General features: G+C 52.2%; 21 protein-coding genes. 12 read left to right on the forward strand and 9 right to left on the reverse strand.

What is annotated here, in order from left to right; translation table 11 throughout:
• Nucleotides 1-33: 33 nt before the first annotated feature.
• Genes lptB through EHN13_RS22865 form a run of 6 tightly spaced genes read right to left on the reverse strand, consistent with a single transcriptional unit; the run spans nucleotide 34 to nucleotide 4,425 of the window.
• Complete coding sequence (gene lptB, locus EHN13_RS22840) at nucleotides 34-759, reverse strand: LPS export ABC transporter ATP-binding protein (RefSeq protein ID WP_048213425.1); 726 nt, start codon at nucleotides 757-759, stop codon at nucleotides 34-36.
• Between the two features lie 6 nt (nucleotides 760-765).
• On the reverse strand, nucleotides 766-1,320 hold the full coding sequence (lptA, locus tag EHN13_RS22845) for a lipopolysaccharide ABC transporter substrate-binding protein LptA (protein WP_048213424.1): 555 nt from the start codon (nucleotides 1,318-1,320) through the stop codon (nucleotides 766-768).
• On the reverse strand, nucleotides 1,289-1,864 hold the full coding sequence (gene lptC, locus EHN13_RS22850; RefSeq protein WP_048213423.1) for an LPS export ABC transporter periplasmic protein LptC: 576 nt from the start codon (nucleotides 1,862-1,864) through the stop codon (nucleotides 1,289-1,291). Before lptC ends, lptA begins: the two co-directional genes overlap by 32 nt.
• A complete protein-coding gene (kdsC, locus tag EHN13_RS22855) occupies nucleotides 1,861-2,427 on the reverse strand; it encodes a 3-deoxy-manno-octulosonate-8-phosphatase KdsC (protein ID WP_005121322.1) in 567 nt (188 codons plus the stop codon). The genes lptC and kdsC overlap by 4 nt, the downstream gene beginning before the upstream one ends.
• A 20-nt stretch (nucleotides 2,428-2,447) precedes the next feature.
• Nucleotides 2,448-3,434 (reverse strand): arabinose-5-phosphate isomerase KdsD, encoded by a 987-nt coding sequence (kdsD, locus tag EHN13_RS22860; protein WP_048213422.1) that lies wholly within the window; start codon nucleotides 3,432-3,434, stop codon nucleotides 2,448-2,450.
• Between the two features lie 13 nt (nucleotides 3,435-3,447).
• On the reverse strand, nucleotides 3,448-4,425 hold the full coding sequence (locus EHN13_RS22865) for a calcium/sodium antiporter (protein WP_048213421.1): 978 nt from the start codon (nucleotides 4,423-4,425) through the stop codon (nucleotides 3,448-3,450).
• A gap of 214 nt (nucleotides 4,426-4,639) precedes the next feature.
• On the opposite strand from EHN13_RS22865, the gene mlaF reads away from it, so the two are divergent.
• The 7 genes from mlaF (at nucleotide 4,640) to murA (ending at nucleotide 9,488) form a co-directional block, all read left to right on the forward strand.
• On the forward strand, nucleotides 4,640-5,452 hold the full coding sequence (mlaF, locus tag EHN13_RS22870; protein ID WP_048213420.1) for a phospholipid ABC transporter ATP-binding protein MlaF: 813 nt from the start codon (nucleotides 4,640-4,642) through the stop codon (nucleotides 5,450-5,452).
• Between the two features lie 7 nt (nucleotides 5,453-5,459).
• On the forward strand, nucleotides 5,460-6,242 hold the full coding sequence (gene mlaE, locus EHN13_RS22875; protein ID WP_048213419.1) for a lipid asymmetry maintenance ABC transporter permease subunit MlaE: 783 nt from the start codon (nucleotides 5,460-5,462) through the stop codon (nucleotides 6,240-6,242).
• A gap of 4 nt (nucleotides 6,243-6,246) precedes the next feature.
• Nucleotides 6,247-6,804 (forward strand): outer membrane lipid asymmetry maintenance protein MlaD, encoded by a 558-nt coding sequence (gene mlaD, locus EHN13_RS22880; protein WP_048213507.1) that lies wholly within the window; start codon nucleotides 6,247-6,249, stop codon nucleotides 6,802-6,804.
• Between the two features lie 18 nt (nucleotides 6,805-6,822).
• Nucleotides 6,823-7,458, forward strand: coding sequence for a phospholipid-binding protein MlaC (gene mlaC / locus EHN13_RS22885; protein WP_040234134.1), 636 nt, complete (start codon nucleotides 6,823-6,825; stop codon nucleotides 7,456-7,458).
• Nucleotides 7,458-7,751 carry a lipid asymmetry maintenance protein MlaB gene (mlaB, locus tag EHN13_RS22890; protein WP_101741914.1) on the forward strand — a complete coding sequence of 98 codons (294 nt, stop codon included), beginning with the start codon at nucleotides 7,458-7,460 and terminating at the stop codon, nucleotides 7,749-7,751. The genes mlaC and mlaB overlap by 1 nt, the downstream gene beginning before the upstream one ends.
• 169 nt (nucleotides 7,752-7,920) lie before the next feature.
• Nucleotides 7,921-8,175: a BolA family iron metabolism protein IbaG gene (gene ibaG / locus EHN13_RS22895; protein WP_005121314.1), complete on the forward strand. Its 255-nt coding sequence runs from the start codon at nucleotides 7,921-7,923 to the stop codon at nucleotides 8,173-8,175.
• A 53-nt stretch (nucleotides 8,176-8,228) separates the two neighbouring features.
• Nucleotides 8,229-9,488 carry a UDP-N-acetylglucosamine 1-carboxyvinyltransferase gene (murA, locus tag EHN13_RS22900; protein WP_048213416.1) on the forward strand — a complete coding sequence of 420 codons (1,260 nt, stop codon included), beginning with the start codon at nucleotides 8,229-8,231 and terminating at the stop codon, nucleotides 9,486-9,488.
• Between the two features lie 57 nt (nucleotides 9,489-9,545).
• On the opposite strand, the gene sfsB is transcribed toward murA, so the two are convergent.
• Nucleotides 9,546-9,830, reverse strand: a complete 285-nt coding sequence (sfsB, locus tag EHN13_RS22905; protein WP_048213415.1) for a DNA-binding transcriptional regulator SfsB — start codon at nucleotides 9,828-9,830, stop codon at nucleotides 9,546-9,548.
• A 222-nt stretch (nucleotides 9,831-10,052) separates the two neighbouring features.
• The gene (ispB, locus tag EHN13_RS22910; RefSeq protein ID WP_048213414.1) at nucleotides 10,053-11,024 is read right to left on the reverse strand and encodes an octaprenyl diphosphate synthase; all 972 of its coding nucleotides are present in this window, start codon (nucleotides 11,022-11,024) and stop codon (nucleotides 10,053-10,055) included.
• 258 nt (nucleotides 11,025-11,282) lie between these two features.
• On the opposite strand from ispB, the gene rplU reads away from it, so the two are divergent.
• From rplU to cgtA, 4 genes are all read left to right on the forward strand, one after another.
• Nucleotides 11,283-11,594, forward strand: coding sequence for a 50S ribosomal protein L21 (rplU, locus tag EHN13_RS22915; RefSeq protein WP_003025032.1), 312 nt, complete (start codon nucleotides 11,283-11,285; stop codon nucleotides 11,592-11,594).
• A gap of 19 nt (nucleotides 11,595-11,613) precedes the next feature.
• Nucleotides 11,614-11,871: a 50S ribosomal protein L27 gene (gene rpmA / locus EHN13_RS22920; protein ID WP_003025030.1), complete on the forward strand. Its 258-nt coding sequence runs from the start codon at nucleotides 11,614-11,616 to the stop codon at nucleotides 11,869-11,871.
• A 126-nt stretch (nucleotides 11,872-11,997) separates the two neighbouring features.
• Nucleotides 11,998-12,963 carry a DMT family transporter gene (locus tag EHN13_RS22930; RefSeq protein ID WP_048213413.1) on the forward strand — a complete coding sequence of 322 codons (966 nt, stop codon included), beginning with the start codon at nucleotides 11,998-12,000 and terminating at the stop codon, nucleotides 12,961-12,963.
• A 15-nt stretch (nucleotides 12,964-12,978) separates the two neighbouring features.
• On the forward strand, nucleotides 12,979-14,151 hold the full coding sequence (gene cgtA / locus EHN13_RS22935; RefSeq protein WP_003828732.1) for an Obg family GTPase CgtA: 1,173 nt from the start codon (nucleotides 12,979-12,981) through the stop codon (nucleotides 14,149-14,151).
• A gap of 98 nt (nucleotides 14,152-14,249) precedes the next feature.
• On the opposite strand, the gene dacB is transcribed toward cgtA, so the two are convergent.
• A complete protein-coding gene (gene dacB / locus EHN13_RS22940; RefSeq protein WP_124022131.1) occupies nucleotides 14,250-15,683 on the reverse strand; it encodes a serine-type D-Ala-D-Ala carboxypeptidase in 1,434 nt (477 codons plus the stop codon).
• A gap of 248 nt (nucleotides 15,684-15,931) precedes the next feature.
• Here dacB and greA point away from each other — a divergent pair, with 248 nt between their 5' ends.
• The gene (greA, locus tag EHN13_RS22945; RefSeq protein ID WP_003025019.1) at nucleotides 15,932-16,408 is read left to right on the forward strand and encodes a transcription elongation factor GreA; all 477 of its coding nucleotides are present in this window, start codon (nucleotides 15,932-15,934) and stop codon (nucleotides 16,406-16,408) included.
• The last annotated feature ends 59 nt before the right edge of the window (nucleotides 16,409-16,467 follow it).

Consider the following 16,467-nt stretch of genomic DNA (forward strand, 5'->3'; position numbering starts at 1 on the left):
GTCTCCTGCGGTGACGTGAAGTCTACTACCCTATCAGAGTCTGAAGTCTTCCCCAAGGTATACGCGTTTAACGTGCTCGTCCTGCAGGATTTCTGTCGGCGTACCGTGTGCAATCAGGTGTCCCTGGCTCACAATGTAGGCGCGCTCACAAACAGCCAGCGTTTCGCGCACGTTATGGTCGGTAATCAGCACGCCAAGCCCGCTGTCGCGCAGGTGTTCAATAATACGTTTGATATCAATGACGGAAATTGGGTCAACACCGGCAAAGGGTTCATCCAACAGGATAAATTTAGGATTAGCGGCCAGTGCGCGGGCGATCTCCACACGGCGGCGTTCCCCACCGGAGAGTGCCTGTCCAAGGCTGTCACGCAGATGTTCGATATGGAATTCTTCCATCAGCTCATTGGCGCGATCTTCACGCTGCTCGCTGGAAAGATCGTCACGAATTTGCAGTACCGCCATCAGGTTATCAAATACGCTCAGGCGACGAAAAATAGAGGCTTCCTGCGGTAAGTAGCCGATACCGCGACGGGCACGCGCATGCAGGGGTAACAGACTGATATCTTCGTCATCAATGATAATGTTGCCCGCATCGCGCGGGACAATGCCGACAACCATGTAAAAGGTTGTTGTTTTGCCCGCACCGTTAGGGCCGAGCAGACCGACGATCTCCCCGGAGTTGACGGTCAGGCTGACATCTTCCACCACACGACGGCCTTTGTAGGCTTTTGCAAGATTCTTTGCAGTTAATGTTGCCATAACGAATCAGTTACCTTTTTTCTCTGCCGGAGCCTTGGTCTTGTTTTTGTCCTGCAATTGCGACGGAACCAGAACGGTGGTGACGCGTTTGCCTTTCTCACTGAAGGCCTGCATTTTCTGTTCTTTTACCAGATAGGTGATCTTATCGCCCGTGATGTTGCTATCGAGTTGTTCCAGATAAGCCTTACCGGTAAGGACGACGAAATCTTTTGCCAGCTCATAGTGCATCTGTGAGGCGCGGCCTTTAACCGGTTTACCATTGTCCTGCATCTGGTAAAAGGTCGCCGGATTGCCATAACCGTCAATCACTTCTTTACCGTCTTCACCGCCCGGACGCGTGACGACGACCTTATCGGCATTAATTTTGATCGTGCCCTGAGTCACGATGACATTGCCGGTAAACGTCACCACGTTGCCCTGCATATCCAGAGACTGCTGGTCCGATTCAATGTGGATCGGCTGCTCGGTATCGCCAGTGACGGCGAATGCCGGAATGCTGGCGGCCAGAAGTGAGCTGGCAAGCACAAGATTAAGGCTGAGTTTGTTTGTTTTGGATTTCATATGAGGTTCTAACCTTTTCAATCAGCTCGGCGTTCTTGCTGCGTAAGTTGCCGCGCATCTTCAGTCCGCTGGAGTTAAATGTTGTTCCATACAACGTGACCAGATCATCGGAAGTGACATCTTGCGTCACAAGGTTGATCTGCGCGTTATCGGTAGTAATTCTGCGTAGTTGAGAGTCAGGCACCAGCGCGTTAACCTCAACATGGCCATACAGGTACAGCATCCGATCGTTGGTCAATTTGGCTTTATCGGCCTTGATTGACCAGGTCGGTACTTTGTCCTTATCAAACGTGGTTAACACCGGTTGAGTGAACCACGAAACTGCTTGATCTGAATAATATTCAACGTGTTGCGCGATCAAATGATAGCTCAGCGCGCCCTCAGGGCTGTACACGACGGTGTCGGTATGCTCGCTCTTATAGGTTGGCTCGTTGTTATTAACGACAACCTGAGCGGTGTCGTCTTTGTCTGCCAGGTTAATACCAATCATCACAAGGACAGCCAGCGACAGTAGAATGATAACCCAACGTCTGGTTTTGCTCATATCGATTGCCCTTTGGCCTCATCCAGTTTGCCCTGCGCCAGCAGTAATAAGTCGCAGACTTCGCGCACTGCGCCGCGTCCCCCGTCGATACGGGTGACGTAATCGGCCCGCGGGATCAGCAACGGATGAGCATCCGCTACCGCTACGCTTAATCCCACTTTTGCCATCACCGGCCAGTCGATCAGATCATCGCCAACATACGCCACATTCTCAGGCGCGATCGCCAGTTTGCTAAGCAGATCGCCAAAGGCAACCAGTTTGTCCGACTGCCCCTGATACAGATGTGTGATCCCTAATGTGGCACAGCGATCTTCTACAAGTTTAGCCTTTCGTCCGGTAATAATGGCAACCTCAATGCCGGAAGTGAGCGCGCAGCGAATTCCGTAGCCATCGCGGACGTTAAACGCCTTCAGCTCTTCACCGTTGTTGCCCATATAAATCAGACCATCAGACAGTACGCCATCCACATCAAGGATCAGCAGACGGATGTTTTCTGCCCTGGTGATGACGTCAGTGCTGACGGGTCCATAACAGGTCGCAAGCGACGCACCTGCTTTACTCATTTTCGTTATCCTTGAGTTTCTTACACTACACCTGCACGCAGCAGATCATGCATATGTAACACACCCAGTAACTGGTCGCCATCAGCAACCATTACCGAGGTGATATGGCGGGACTGCATTAAGTTCAGGGCATCAACGGCAAGAATCCCTGGACGCACGCGAATGCCCCCAGGGGTCATCACATCCGCAATACCTAACTGGCGTACATCAACGCCCATATCGAAGACACGACGTAAATCGCCATCCGTAAAGATGCCGTCAATCTTCATCGCGTCATCGCAAATGACGGTCATGCCGAGGTTTTTCCGCGTGATCTCCAGTAAGGCGTCACGCAGGCTGGCGCTTTTGGTCACATGCGGGATTTCGTCTCCCGTATGCATAATATCGTTAACGCGCAACAAAAGCTTACGCCCCAATGCGCCACCAGGATGAGATAACGCAAAATCTTCTGCGGTGAAGCCGCGTGCTTTTAGTAACGCAACGGCAAGCGCATCGCCCATCACCAGCGTTGCGGTCGTGCTGCTGGTCGGTGCCAGACCTAATGGGCAGGCTTCTTTGGGCACTTTAACACACAGATGGACATCTGCTGCACGCGCCATACTGCTTTCCGGACGACCCGTCATGCAGATAAGGGGGACATGCAGGCGTTTTAACACCGGAATTAACGCTGCAATCTCATTAGATTCACCGGAGTTAGAAATGGCAATCACGACGTCCTGCGGTGACACCATACCCAGATCGCCATGTGCGGCTTCGCCAGGATGCACAAAAAATGAGGGCGTGCCGGTACTGGCAAACGTAGCGGCCATTTTGCGCCCGATATGCCCTGATTTTCCCATTCCCATCACCACGACTTTGCCCGGGCAACTGAAAATCTTTTCACAGGCGAGGGTAAAGTTCTGGTTGATGTACTGATCAAGCTCCGCCAGGCCTTCACGTTCAATTGTCAGGACTTCCTTGCCTGCTTGCTGAAAGTCAAAACCCGGTTGCAACTCTAAGTGCGACATAATGCGTTTCCAGTTATCCAACGAGAAGTGGCGATAACCAATACAGCATCGCCAGCCATATGATAAAACCGCTGGTCAGAAGCGCCCCTGCGCCACGACCAATCTGGCGCGGACGTCGCCAGCAGAGTAATGCAAAAATAACGCTCACCAGCAGCATGACGCTGTAGTCCCGGACGAAGGCCATCGGGTTGACCTCGCCCGGTGTAATCAGTGCAGGTAACCCAAGAACGATAACAATATTAAAAATGTTAGCGCCGATGATGTTACCGACGGCAATATCGCTTTCACCTTTACGCAAACCTGCAATGGCGGTTGCCAGTTCTGGCAGGCTGGTACCAATGGCGACGACCGTCAAACCGATAGTAAGCTCGCTCATGGCAAAGTAATTTGCCAGTACAGTGGCGTTATCAACCACCATACGCGTTGCCATTGGCATAATGATCAGCGCTATCCCCAGCCATAAAAATGCGACAGGCAATCCGCCTTCGCGAGGCAGTTCCGCAACTTGCTCCCGAGTCAGGCTGTCATTGCCCTGGCGTTCTGCCAGACGGGCGATTTTAACAATGAATAGCAGCCATAGCACGGCCAGAAGCAGAAGAAAGAGGCCATCACTGCGGCTTAACTGCCCGTCATACAGAACGGACGCGGCCAAAATGCTTACCAGCAACATTAACGGTAATTCACGACGCAGAACATCGGAATGCACGGTAAAAGGATGAATGAGTGCTGACAGGCCTAAAATAAGAAGAATATTGGTGATGTTGGAGCCGATGGCGGTACCGACGGCTAAATCGAGCTGCCCATTCATTGATGCCGCAACAGAGACAATAATCTCAGGTAGGGATGTGCCGATGCTGACGACCGTCATTCCAATAATGATGGGGGGGATACCGAAGGTGCGGCATAAAATAGATGCAGCAAATACCAGACGGTCGGCACCGTAGACCACCAGAAGTAAACCAATTATTAACAGTGCCGTCGCTAAAAGCATCTAAAGTCCTTTCTTCAGGTATACTCGCCGGTCCACTTGAAGGATCTTCCGGAAGCCGTAACGAATTCTTAATTTTGACTTTATGCGGCTAAAAAGTAAAACAAATGCCAGCTTTCGCTAACCAGGACAGGCAATAATCTGTAAATATGTCGAGTTCAGGGCTAAATTGAGCGCCAACTCTTCGATCAACGAGGCAATAGTAAAGGATGAATCAATGGGTCAGTCTGTGGCGAATCTAGTCGATATGCGCGATGTCAGCTTTTCCCGAGGTGACCGCTGCATCTTTGATAATATTTCCCTGACGGTGCCGCGCGGTAAGGTGACGGCGATCATGGGGCCATCAGGCATCGGCAAAACGACGCTGTTACGTCTGATTGGCGGGCAGATCCCGCCAGATAAGGGCGAAATCCTGTTTGACGGCGAAAACGTCCCAGCCATGTCTCGTTCACGTTTGTACACCGTGCGTAAGCGCATGAGTATGCTGTTTCAGTCCGGGGCGCTGTTTACCGACATGAACGTGTTTGACAACGTCGCTTATCCACTGCGTGAGCATACGACGCTGCCCAAGGCGTTGCTCAAGAGCACGGTGATGATGAAACTGGAAGCTGTCGGCCTGCGTGGTGCGGCAAAACTCATGCCTTCTGAATTATCCGGGGGGATGGCGCGACGTGCGGCATTAGCACGCGCCATTGCGCTGGAGCCAGATCTCATTATGTTTGATGAACCGTTCGTCGGTCAGGATCCTATCACCATGGGTGTGCTGGTGAAGCTGATTTCAGAACTGAACAACGCGCTGGGCGTCACCTGCGTGGTGGTCTCTCATGATGTGCCAGAGGTACTGAGTATTGCGGATTACGCCTATATTATGGCGGACAAAAAGATAGTGGCCTACGGTAGTGCTCAGGCACTACAAGAAAATGCCGATCCGCGCGTGCGTCAGTTCCTCGATGGTATTGCCGATGGGCCAGTTCCGTTCCGCTACCCAGCGGGCGACTACCACACCGATTTACTCAAAACAGGGAGTTAAGCCACCCATGTTGTTAAATGCGCTGGCATCACTCGGACATCGGGGAATAAAAACCCTCAGGACGTTCGGGCGAGCCGGATTAATGTTGTTCAATGCGGTAGTCGGCAAGCCGGAGTTTCGCAAACATGCGCCGCTGCTGATCCGCCAGCTCTATAATGTCGGTGTCCTGTCGATGCTGATCATTATCGTTTCTGGCGTGTTCATCGGGATGGTGCTGGGATTGCAGGGATACCTGGTCCTGACAACCTACAGCGCAGAAACCAGTCTCGGTATGCTGGTGGCGCTGTCCTTGCTGCGAGAACTGGGGCCGGTTGTTGCGGCGCTGCTGTTCGCCGGGCGAGCCGGATCGGCGTTAACCGCGGAAATCGGCCTGATGCGGGCAACCGAACAGCTTTCCAGCCTGGAAATGATGGCGGTTGATCCTCTGCGTCGAGTGGTCTCTCCGCGTTTTTGGGCGGGTGTCATTTCATTGCCGCTGCTGACGATTATTTTTGTCGCCGTGGGGATCTGGGGTGGTTCACTGGTTGGCGTAAGCTGGAAAGGTATTGATGCCGGCTTTTTCTGGTCGGCTATGCAAAATGCCGTCGACTGGCGTCTGGATCTGGTCAACTGTTTGATTAAGAGCGTGGTGTTCGCCATTACGGTCACCTGGATTGCATTGTTCAATGGTTATGATGCGATTCCGACCTCCGCCGGAATTAGCCGGGCTACGACACGCACCGTTGTGCACGCCTCTCTTGCCGTTCTGGGGCTGGATTTTGTGCTGACCGCACTGATGTTTGGGAATTGAGTTCATGCAAACGAAAAAAAATGAAATTTGGGTTGGGGTATTCCTGCTGGTTGCGCTGCTGGCGGCGCTATTTGTCTGCCTGAAAGCGGCTAATGTGACCTCCATGCGTACTGAACCAACCTACACGGTTTATGCGACCTTTGATAATATCGGCGGCCTGAGAGAGCGCTCTCCCGTGCGGATTGGTGGGGTTGTTGTGGGGCGAGTTTCGGATATCTCGTTAGATCCCAAAACTTACCTGCCACGCGTAACGCTGGACATCGAATCGCGCTTTAACCATATCCCGGACACCAGCTCGCTGAGCATCCGCACCTCTGGTCTGCTGGGTGAGCAGTATCTGGCATTAAACGTGGGTTTTGAAGATCCTGAGCTGGGAACGTCTATCCTCAAAGATGGCAGTACGATTCAGGACACGAAATCTGCGATGGTGCTGGAAGATATGATTGGTCAATTCCTCTACAACAGCAACAGTAAAGGTGATGACAATAAGAATTCTGGCGATGCGCCAGCCGCAACTGAAGGCAATAATGAAGCCACTACGCCTGCGGGCGCAACGAAATAATCTCAGGAGAATCGACGTATGTTTAAACGATTGATGATGGTGGCTATGCTGGTCATTGCCCCACTTAGCGTGGCAACCGCAGCGGACCAGACTAACCCGTATAAACTGATGAATGAGGCGGCGCAGAAAACTTTCGATCGTCTGAAAAACGAGCAACCTAAAATTCGTTCCAACCCGGACTATCTGCGTCAGGTTGTCGATCAGGAACTGCTGCCTTATGTGCAGGTTAAATATGCTGGCGCGCTGGTACTGGGTCGTTACTACAAAGATGCCACTCCCGCTCAGCGTGACGCCTATTTCGCCGCATTCCGTGAATATCTGAAGCAGGCTTACGGTCAGGCGCTGGCGATGTACCACGGTCAGACCTATCAGATCGCGCCGGAACAGCCGCTGGGTGATGCGACGATTGTGCCTATCCGCGTAACCATCATCGATCCAAACGGACGTCCGCCGGTGCGTCTGGATTTCCAGTGGCGTAAAAATTCTCAGACCGGTAACTGGCAGGCGTATGACATGATCGCCGAAGGCGTAAGTATGATCACCACTAAGCAAAATGAGTGGAGCGACCTGCTGCGCACGAAAGGTATTGATGGCCTGACCGCGCAGCTGAAATCTATCTCTCAGCAGAAAATCACCCTGGAAGAGAAGAAATAATGACGCAGTCACTCACCTGGACGCGTGAAGGTGACAAGCTGACGCTCGCGGGAGAGCTGGATCAGGACGTGTTAAATCCGTTATGGGATGCACGTATTGAGGCGATGAAAGGGGTCACCTGCATCGATCTGAGCCAGGTTTCCCGGGTTGATACCGGTGGTCTGGCATTGCTGTTGCATCTGGTTGACCAGGGCAAGCAACAGGGGAATCGCGTTTCGCTTACCGGTGTTAACGATAAGGTTTACACCCTGGCACAGCTTTACAATTTGCCTGACGACGTCCTTCCGCGTTAATTTTTGTAGGCCGGATAAGGCCTTGTGCCGCCATCCGGCAAAACCCCTGAAGGGGATCTGCCGCCAAAGCCTTGTCTGATTTATCAGCGAGGCTTTTTGCTTATTTATGACAGCGCCACTTTGCTCTAAGATGTTGGGCTGTTTTCACTATCTGACGAATGAAGAGCCCATGGAAAATAATGAAATTCAGAGCGTGCTGATGAACGCACTCTCCCTCCAGGAAGTCCACGTTTCTGGTGACGGCAGTCACTTTCAGGTTATTGCCGTGGGTGAGATGTTTGACGGCATGAGCCGGGTAAAGAAGCAGCAATCGGTCTATGGCCCATTGATGGAGTATATTGCGGATAACCGCATTCATGCTGTGTCGATTAAAGCGTTTACCCCAGCGGAATGGGCGCGCGATCGCAAACTTAACGGTTTTTGAGCTACGGGTGATATGCCGGTAGCGAAGATGAATTCTTAACAGAGAACAGAATAATGGATAAATTCCGTGTTCAGGGGCCAACCAAGCTCCAGGGCGAAGTCACAATTTCAGGCGCTAAAAATGCCGCACTGCCGATCCTGTTTGCGGCGCTGCTGGCTGAAGAACCTGTAGAAATTCAAAACGTCCCAAAACTGAAGGACGTAGATACCTCCATGAAACTGCTGAGCCAGTTGGGGGCGAAAGTAGAGCGTAATGGGTCTGTGCACATTGATGCGCGTGACGTTAACGTCTTCTGTGCACCGTACGATCTGGTGAAAACCATGCGTGCGTCTATCTGGGCATTGGGGCCACTGGTCGCTCGCTTTGGTCAGGGTCAGGTTTCTCTGCCGGGCGGCTGTACTATCGGCGCGCGCCCGGTTGACCTGCACATTACCGGTCTGGAGCAGTTAGGTGCCACCATCAAGCTGGAAGAAGGCTATGTGAAGGCGTCCGTTGATGGCCGCCTGAAAGGCGCGCACATCGTGATGGACAAAGTAAGCGTCGGTGCGACGGTCACTATCATGTGCGCGGCAACGCTTGCCGAAGGCACGACCATCATCGAAAACGCCGCACGTGAGCCGGAAATTGTGGATACCGCGAATTTCCTGATTGCGCTGGGTGCGAAGATCACAGGGCAGGGTACCGACCGTATCACCATTGAAGGCGTTGAACGCCTCGGCGGCGGGGTGTATCGCGTTCTGCCTGATCGTATTGAAACCGGGACGTTCCTGGTGGCGGCGGCGATTTCTCGCGGCAAAATTATCTGCCGTAATGCGCAACCAGACACACTGGATGCTGTTCTGGCGAAGCTGCGTGATGCCGGTGCGGATATCGAAGTCGGTGAAGACTGGATTAGCCTCGACATGCACGGCAAACGCCCTAAAGCGGTTAATGTGCGCACTGCGCCACATCCGGCTTTCCCGACCGACATGCAGGCCCAGTTCACGCTGTTGAACCTGGTGGCCGAAGGGACAGGCTTCATTACGGAAACCGTGTTTGAGAACCGCTTTATGCACGTGCCTGAACTGAGCCGTATGGGGGCTCACGCGGAAATCGAAAGCAATACTGTGATTTGTCACGGCGTTGAAACGCTCTCCGGTGCACAGGTAATGGCGACCGATCTGCGCGCGTCAGCAAGTTTGGTGTTAGCGGGATGTATCGCTGAAGGCACAACGGTTGTTGACCGCATTTATCACATCGATCGCGGCTATGAGCGCATCGAGGATAAATTGCGTGCGCTGGGCGCAAACATAGAGCGCATTAAAGGCGAGTAATCGCCTACGCGTGTTGTAACCCCCAGGATCGTTGATCCGGGGGTTGCTGTTTCACCACTACTCAAGACGCTTTTTTTCTTTCCGTACTCTCATCATCCGCGTTCTGTCGATGAATTCATGCGTCCTGGTGTCATGGTAGCGTGACGGCCAAATTACCCACGGGTCTGTTCCCAGTGCTCTCGCGATAATCAATTCACCTTTCGGCCATGGCCGGGTTAACGCATTTGCCAGCGTTGATGAACTCAAGCCATTCTTACGTGACTCAGCGGCCATTGACGTGCCTTTCTTACGTAGCCCCGCGATGATGTCAGCCGGATGCCAGTCAATGAATTTGCTTTCCATAGTTCCACATCTCCTTTGGTTAACCAGTTACGGTTTCACAATCAGCCTGTGGAGTTACTATACGCCTCGAGAACGAATGTTCTAAAATGTTCTCGTAAAGTGCTTACATATTCAGAATATGCCAAGGTCATACATGTTGTTTGATTGTTTTTGTGATTTTTTGAGAGCTTATAAGAACATCCCGTGTGCTGCACGGGATGCTGGGAAGCGAGACGAGGGAAATTAACGGTCGCGCTGTACGGCGATATGCGCCAGGCCAATCAGGGCTTCTTTCCACGGAGTATCTGGAAGTACCTGAAGCGCCGCGATGGCTTTATCGGCTTCTTCTTCTGCACGTTGACGGGTCCATTCCAGTGATCCGCAAGCGTTCATTGCTTCCAGAACCGGCTCCAGAAGGTGGCGACCATTACCTTGCTCAATCGCCTGGCGAATCATTTGCGCCTGCTCAGGAGTGCCGTGACGCATCGCATGCAGTAGCGGTAGCGTAGGTTTACCTTCGTTGAGGTCATCCCCGACGTTTTTACCCAACTGCTCGCCATCTGCGCTGTAATCCAGTAAATCGTCGATAAGCTGGAAAGCGGTGCCAAGGTAACGGCCATAATCCTGCAGGCCTTTCTCTTGCTCATCGCTACAACCTGCAAGGATACCTGAACATTGGGCCGCGGCTTCAAACAGACGAGCCGTCTTGCTGTAGATAACACGCATATAGTTTTCTTCGGTGATATCCGGGTCATTGACGTTCATTAACTGCAGGACTTCGCCTTCAGCAATAACGTTGACCGCTTTAGACATCACTTCCAGCACTTTCAGCGAACCGAGGCTGGTCATCATCTGAAAGGCGCGGGTATAGATAAAATCGCCGACCAGAACGCTGGCCGCATTACCAAAGGCTGCATTCGCCGTGGCTTTCCCACGGCGCATATCGGATTCATCCACTACATCGTCATGAAGCAGGGTCGCGGTGTGGATAAACTCGATTAAGGCAGCGATCGTGACGTGGGCATTTTCCTGATAACCAACAGCGCGCGCCGCGAGTACAGCGATCATTGGACGAATGCGTTTTCCGCCGCCGCTCACGATGTAGTACCCCAATTGATTGATCAACTGGACGTCGGAATTGAGCTGTTCAAGGATTGTCGCATTGACCCCCGCCATATCTTGCGCGGTTAACTCATTGATTTTTTCTAAATTCATCGCAAAAGCCGGGCTTCTCGCCCCGATTACCTCACTATTTGAGAAGGTAACGTCGGGTTTAGGGTTAGAAATATATGCTGATTGTACTGAAAAAACGCCGCAGATAAACGTTACGGTACACGTTGTGTTTTTTTTCTTCATGTATTGACGGTAGCACTTGTCAAAGGCTCGCGTTTTGCGTAATATTCGCGCCCTATTGTGAATATTTATAGCGCACTCTGAATCATCAAAAAGGTGTGCGCGGAAGCGGAGTTTTTTATGTACGCGGTTTTCCAAAGTGGTGGTAAACAACACCGAGTAAGCGAAGGTCAGACCGTTCGCCTGGAAAAGCTGGACATCGCAACTGGCGAATCTGTTGAGTTCGCTGAAGTTCTGATGATCGCAAACGGTGAAGAAGTCAAAATCGGCGTTCCTTTCGTTGATGGCGGCGTTATCAAAGCTGAAGTCGTTGCTCACGGTCGTGGCGAGAAAGTTAAAATTGTTAAGTTTCGTCGTCGTAAACACTACCGTAAGCAGCAGGGCCATCGTCAGTGGTTCACTGATGTGAAAATCACTGGCATCAGCGCTTAAGTTAAGGGGAGCAGATTAAATGGCACATAAAAAGGCTGGCGGCTCGACTCGTAACGGTCGCGATTCAGAAGCTAAACGTCTGGGCGTAAAACGCTTCGGCGGTGAAACAGTTCTGGCTGGTAGCATCATCGTTCGTCAACGTGGTACTAAATTCCACGCTGGCTCCAACGTTGGTTGCGGCAAAGACCACACTCTGTTTGCTAAAGCAGACGGTAAAGTGAAATTTGAAGTGAAAGGCCCGAAAAACCGTAAATTCATCAGCATCGTTGCTGAATAAGTTTTTCGCGTCCCGGTAACGGATAAAAGCCCCGCAACACGTTGCGGGGCTTTTTACATTCGACGGCCGGTAAATACGCTCGTCGCGCGTGACAACCCGGAAACGAGCCCTTGCAGGGAATACGGCATGAAGCAGCAGGCAGGCATTGGTATTCTGTTAGCACTCACAACGGCAGTATGTTGGGGGGCCTTGCCAATAGCAATGAAGCAAGTGCTGGAGGTGATGGAGCCTCCTACCGTGGTGTTTTACCGTTTTTTAATGGCAAGTATTGGCCTTGGCGCTATTCTTGCGGTTAAAAAAAAGCTCCCTCCATTGCGTATTTTTCGCAAAGCGCGTTGGCTGGTACTGCTGGCTATCGCTACCGGTGGGCTGTTCGGTAACTTCATTCTGTTTAGTTCATCCTTGCAATATTTGAGCCCAACGGCTTCGCAGGTTATCGGTCAACTGTCACCGGTTGGCATGATGATCGCCAGCGTCTTTATCCTGAAGGAGAAGATGCGCGGCACGCAGATTATTGGCGCTATTATGCTTCTGAGCGGATTGGTGTTGTTTTTTAATACCAGTCTGATCGAAATTTTTACCCGGCTGACCGATTACACCTGGGGTGTGATCTTTGGTGTCGGTGCCGCGACGGTTTGGGTGTGTTATGGGGTCGCGCAAAAGGTGTTATTGCGCCGCCTGGCATCACCGCAGATCCTGTTTTTGCTGTACACTTTATGTACGATAGCGTTGTTGCCGCTGGCTAAACCCGGTGTAATAGCGCAACTCAGCGACTGGCAGCTGGCATGCCTCGTGTTCTGCGGCCTGAATACGCTGGTAGGATACGGTGCCCTTGCGGAAGCAATGGCTCGCTGGCAGGCGGCGCAGGTGAGCGCCATAATTACGCTCACGCCGCTGTTTACGTTGTTATTTTCAGATTTATTATCACTGGCCTGGCCCGATTTCTTCGCCAGACCGATGCTAAACCTTTTAGGTTATCTCGGTGCGTTTATCGTGGTTGCGGGCGCGATGTATTCCGCCATTGGTCATCGAATTTGGGGCGGTTTACGTAAGCATGAAACGGTGGTTTCGCAACCCCGCTCAGGCGAATGATTTACGGAGAGTAAAATGAAGTTTGTTGATGAAGCATCGATTCTGGTCGTTGCAGGCGATGGCGGTAACGGTTGTGTCAGCTTCCGCCGCGAAAAATACATCCCAAAAGGCGGTCCGGACGGTGGTGACGGTGGTGATGGCGGTGACGTCTGGCTGGAAGCCGACGAAAACCTGAACACGCTGATCGATTACCGTTTTGAAAAATCATTCCGTGCGGAACGTGGTCAGAATGGCGCGAGCCGTGATTGCACCGGTAAGCGTGGTAAAGATGTCACGATTAAAGTGCCTGTCGGTACGCGTGTTATCGATCAGGGCACGGGCGAAACTATGGGCGACATGACCAAACACGGTCAGCGTCTGATGGTCGCTAAAGGCGGCTGGCACGGTCTGGGTAACACCCGTTTTAAATCGTCGGTCAACCGTACCCCGCGTCAGAAAACGATGGGTACACCTGGCGATAAGCGTGACCTGATGCTGGAGCTGATGCTGCTGGCAGACGTGGGTATGCTGGGTATGCCAAACGCCGGTAAATCGACGTTTATCCGTGCAGTGTCTGCGGCGAAACCGAAAGTGGCGGATTATCCGTTCACCACGCTGGTACCGAGCCTCGGCGTTGTGCGTATGGACAACGAAAAGAGCTTCGTGGTTGCCGACATTCCGGGTCTGATTGAAGGCGCGGCTGAAGGCGCTGGTCTTGGTATCCGCTTCCTGAAGCACCTGGAGCGTTGCCGCGTGTTGCTGCACCTCATTGATATCGATCCGATTGACGGTTCCGATCCGGTAGAAAACGCCCGTATCATTATTGGCGAACTGGAAAAATACAGTCAGGATCTGGCGTCTAAACCACGCTGGTTAGTGTTCAACAAAATTGATTTGATGGACAAAGCTGAAGCGGAAGAAAAAGCGAAAGCCATCGCTGAAGCGCTGGGCTGGGAAGGTAAATATTACCTGATCTCTGCTGCCAGCCAGCTGGGTGTGAAGGATCTTTGCTGGGATGTAATGACCTTTATCATTGAGAACCCAATCGTTCAGGCTGAAGAAGCGAAACAGCCGGAGAAAGTTGAGTTCATGTGGGATGATTATCACCGCCAGCAGCTCGCTGAAGTCGAAGACGAAGCGGAAGATGACTGGGATGATGATTGGGACGAAGACGACGAAGAAGGCGTTGAGTTCATTTACAAGCGTTAATCCCAATAAAAACCCCGGCCATGTTGCCGGGGTTTTTGTTTCCAGGACGCGCTGTAGGCCGGATAAGGCGCGTTTGCGCCGCCATCCGGCAAACATACTCAGTTATTTTGATATATATCTTTGTACAGCCGACTCTCGAAGCGCACCAGTGGAATACGTCGGTTGCGCTGGTCTGCAGGCTCTACCGCATAGCCAGACAGATACTGCACGAACGCCATGCGTTGCCCGCTGGCGGTGGTGATGAACCCCGCGAGGTTGTACACCCCTTGAAGTGAGCCTGTTTTCGCTGAAACCTTACCATCAACACCAGCCTGATGCAGGCCTGCACGGTATTGCAGGGAGCCATCGTGCCCCGCCAGCGGCAGCATAGTGATAAAGTTCAGCTCGTCATCGTGTTGAGCGATATATTGCAGCACCTGCATCATGGTGGCGGGGGCAATCAGGTTATGGCGAGAGAGGCCAGAGCCGTCGGCAATAATCGTGTTGCCAATATCGACGCCCGCCTGCTGACGCAGGATCTGACGTACGGCATCTGAACCTGCCCGCCAGGTGCCCGGTACGTTAAATCGCGCATGGCCAATCATGCGAAAAACGGTGTCGGCAATCATGTTGTCTGATTTTTTCAGCATAATCTTAAGCAGATCATGCAACGGTGCTGATTGTTTGCTGGCGACTACGGTTCCCGGTTCGTTGACCTGCGTCTGGCGCAGCAGAGTACCGCTGTAAGTGATCCCTGCTTGTTTTAGCTCATCTTTGATAATCGCCCCGGCATAGCTGGCTCCGTCCTGAATGGCGAACGCCAGCGGCAGCGGATCGGCTCGTTGGGGCAGGCATCCGGTCAGCGTATAGCGGTTGAGATCGCCGGGAACCACATCCAGTTCACAATATTGCGCTTCCGCAGAACCTCGGGCGAGAGTACGCACCTGGCTGAACATGGTGACCGGGTAATAAGATGCCACGCGAATAAAGGCGAGATCGTTGGGTTTTTGCGCGCTGTAGAGTGAAACAGAGAAACAGTTACGATCGACAATGGCTGCTGCGGGCGGTGCGCTAAAACACTGCGTCATGTCGTTCCAGGGCCAGCCAGGGGCTTTATCATGACTGGCGAAAATAGAGGTGTCGATCAGGACATTTCCGGCAATTTGCGTCACGCCTGATTTTTTCAGGGTTGCCACCATATTGCGGATATCCTGACGTTTTAGCGTCGGATCGGCACCAAATCGCGCCACTAAGTCACCTTTTAATACCCCGCCTTCCACGTTGCCTTTCGTCTCAAGCGTGGTGGTAAAACGAAAGTCCGGCCCGAGCTGAATCAATGCCGCCAGCGCGGTGATCACTTTCTGGGTACTGGCGGGGAGTGCCATCTGCTGGCTATGAAAATCAATAGCAGGAGCAGGAGCGCCAACCTTCTGTACCATAAGGGCGAGGTTGGCCCCGGCAGGGAGTTGATTGATATACTCGTCGACGTTCGCAGCCTGAACGCTGAACGCTATACTGGCAGTCAATCCAATGGTAAATCTGGAAAATCGCATAATCTCGCGCTAACAACCTGGAAACAGGCCGTCATACTACGGCGCAACGCCCCAAAAAGTAAACGATGACCCATAGGGAACTCCAGGGTAAAATGAACATCAAATGGAGAATTGTAGCTGACCTGGGACCTCGTGCCCCGGGTCGGTATTTTTTTGCTTCTGACTCTGGCATGGCGTATGCCAGGGTGGGCTTAGCAGCCGGGGTGAGGACAACCACCCCCTACAGGAATGTTCAAGAGGTATAACAAATGCAAGCTATCCCGATGACCTTACGTGGTGCTGAAAAACTGCGCGAAGAACTGGATTTTCTTAAATCTGTGCGTCGCCCTGAAATTATTGCCGCGATCGCGGAAGCGCGTGAACACGGTGACCTGAAAGAGAACGCGGAGTATCACGCGGCGCGTGAACAGCAGGGATTCTGCGAGGGTCGCATTAAAGATATCGAAGCCAAACTGTCTAACGCGCAGGTTATTGACGTCACTAAAATGCCAAATAACGGCCGCGTTGTGTTCGGTGCGACGGTTACCGTTCTGAATCTTGATAACGATGAAGAGCAGACCTGGCGCATTGTGGGCGATGATGAGGCCGATTTTAAACAAAACCTGATTTCGGTGAACTCACCTATTGCTCGTGGCCTGATTGGTAAAGAGCAGGATGACGTGGTGGTTATCAAAACGCCGGGCGGCGAAGTTGAGTATGAAGTGACGAAGGTCGAATACCTGTAAGAATTTCCCAATACTCAAGATGTTGATGTATTGTAAAGAAAGGAAAAAGGCCGCATAGC

The sequence above is a fragment of the Citrobacter youngae genome (assembly GCF_003818115.1).
In the GTDB taxonomy this organism is placed as follows: Bacteria; Pseudomonadota; Gammaproteobacteria; order Enterobacterales; family Enterobacteriaceae; genus Citrobacter; species Citrobacter youngae.